A 1,925-nucleotide genomic window follows, 5' to 3' on the forward strand; every position below is an offset into this window, starting at 1 on the left:
AGTGATGGTATTTGAAGATACGACGAACTTCTGGGCTCGCCGTGGTACCGAAGCCCCCCTATTTGCTTTTGCTGGTCACACTGATGTTGTACCTGCAGGCCCAATTGAGCAGTGGAACACTAAGCCATTCGAACCGACTATCATAGATGGTTTCCTGCACGGTCGCGGCGCGGCAGATATGAAAGGTTCTCTGGCTTCAATGGTTGTGGCTGTAGAACAGTTCATTGCTAAGCACCCTGATCACACAGGCTCAATCGGTTTCCTTATCACGTCAGATGAAGAAGGCCCGTTCATCAACGGGACAGTGCGCGTTGTCGAAGCATTGATGGCTCGTGGTGAGAACATCGACATGTGTATTGTTGGCGAACCATCAAGTACTGAGTACGTAGGTGATGTCGTAAAGAACGGCCGTCGTGGTTCTATCACTGGCGATCTAACGATTAAAGGCACACAAGGTCACGTTGCCTACCCTCACCTTGCGAACAACCCGGTACACAGCTCTCTGCTTGCGATCAATGAATTGGCGACGACCGAGTGGGACAAAGGTAATGATTATTTCCCACCAACCAGCTTCCAGATCCCAAATGTAAGTGCGGGCACTGGCGCATCAAACGTGATTCCTGGTGAATTTAATGTTCAGTTTAACCTTCGCTTTAGTACAGAGTTAAACAACGACATCATCGTTGAAAGAATCACAAATACACTCGACAAGTACGATTTCGAATACGATTTGAAATGGACATTCAATGGCGACCCGTTCTTAACCGACGCAGGCTCACTGCTTGATGCTATTGTTAATGCCGTTGGCCACGTTAATGACGTAAAACCAGCACTACTGACTACAGGTGGTACATCTGACGGCCGCTTTATCGCGCGCATGAAGGGACAAGTGGTAGAACTAGGCCCTGTGAATGCAACCATTCACAAGGTTAACGAGTGCGTGAAAGTGGCTGATTTAGAGAAACTAACTGACATGTACGAAAGAACATTAGTGAACCTGTTCGCTAAGTAGTTTTTTCATCAGCGATTCATAGCATCTAATTATTGAGAGACACGTTATGACACCAGAGCAGCTAACCGGACAATCAGATTCTCATCTAGAACCTAACCTGATTGGCACCAAGACCTTCTTGGTCCACAGTGACGTCAAAGATGAACTGAACAACTTGATTGAAGCTGCTCAACTCGCTGGTTTTAAAATGGAGATTGCCAGTGGCTTTCGCGACTATGAAAGGCAATCTCTGATTTGGAACCGCAAGTTTTCTGGTGAAGCACCGATATTAGACTCAGAAAGCCAACCACTTGATGCTTCAACACTCAGTGAACATCAAAAGTTGTCGGCGATTCTTAGGTGGTCTGCGCTTCCCGGAGCGAGTCGTCACCATTGGGGTTGTGACTTTGATGTCTTTGCTCGCAATCACTTACCTGAGGGTACTCAGCTACAACTGGAACCATGGGAATACCTCACTGGCCACCAGCAAGTGTTTTACCAATGGCTGTCTGCCAACGCATCTCAGTTTGGATTCTTCTTTCCTTACAGCCAAGACCTTGGTGGTGTGGCAATAGAACCTTGGCATATAAGCCACCGTAAAGTTTCACAGTTGTGTTTATCACAGTTATCTCCCACTTTACTTGGCAAGCAACTCCAATCTAAGCCAATATTAGGGTATGAAATTATTGCGGAGCAGCTAGACGAGATCTATGCGCGCTTCGTCGCGAATATCAGTCATTAGGAGCGCTTATGTTAGAGTGGCTTACAAACCCTTGGGTTATCATCATCATCGTAGTTAGCGTTGTGGTGGGTAATATTGCTGCGCTCAAACAGACCGCTAATATGGATCTGACAGGTCGTAACAAAACAGAAAAAGACTTAGACAAGCTCAATCAATTGGATAAACAGAACCAAGAGAAAGCTCAAAAAGATG

3 protein-coding genes are annotated in these 1,925 nt (G+C 46.3%); all 3 read left to right on the top strand.

Annotation, left to right across the window (positions count from 1 at the left end; all coding sequences use genetic code 11):
• A partial coding sequence (dapE, locus tag AB4232_RS05990; RefSeq protein WP_372086597.1) for a succinyl-diaminopimelate desuccinylase occupies window positions 1–1,012 on the top strand: 1,012 nt, incomplete at its 5' end.
• 46 nt (window positions 1,013–1,058) lie between these two features.
• Window positions 1,059–1,733 (top strand): M15 family metallopeptidase, encoded by a 675-nt coding sequence (locus AB4232_RS05995; RefSeq protein WP_017103647.1) that lies wholly within the window; start codon window positions 1,059–1,061, stop codon window positions 1,731–1,733.
• Between the two features lie 8 nt (window positions 1,734–1,741).
• Window positions 1,742–1,925, top strand: a 184-nt coding sequence (locus AB4232_RS06000) for a DUF2897 family protein (protein ID WP_372086599.1), incomplete at its 3' end; no start/stop codon positions are given.

The sequence above is a fragment of the Vibrio sp. 10N.286.46.A8 genome, assembly GCF_041470165.1.
In the GTDB taxonomy this organism is placed as follows: domain Bacteria; phylum Pseudomonadota; class Gammaproteobacteria; order Enterobacterales; family Vibrionaceae; genus Vibrio; species Vibrio tasmaniensis_A.